Here is a 251-nt window from a genome sequence, read left to right on the forward strand (position 1 = left end):
TTCGTTAACGCCAGTCCGCTTTCTTTCAAAAGCAGGCTGAGCTGGAATGAGAAAGGCAAATCAAGACCGATGCGAACCAAGTCTTCATTTAATTTAAAAATCTCTTCAGGCGTGCCCTCTGCATATTTCCTGCCGCCGTTCATCACAATGATCCTATCCGCCCTTGCGGCTTCTTCCAGGTCATGTGTTATCGAAATGACGGTGGCCATGCCCTGATCTTTTAAGCGTCTGACAGTATCAAGGACTTCTTC

General features: G+C 47.0%; 1 pseudogene. It reads right to left on the reverse strand.

Annotated features, from left to right (window positions below):
* Positions 1-251, reverse strand: a pseudogene (locus tag SB660_RS22485) (energy-coupling factor ABC transporter ATP-binding protein); the annotation flags it as partial.

This window comes from Bacillus sp. SIMBA_005 (assembly GCF_046535585.1).
Taxonomy (GTDB): Bacteria; Bacillota; Bacilli; order Bacillales; family Bacillaceae; genus Bacillus; species Bacillus pumilus.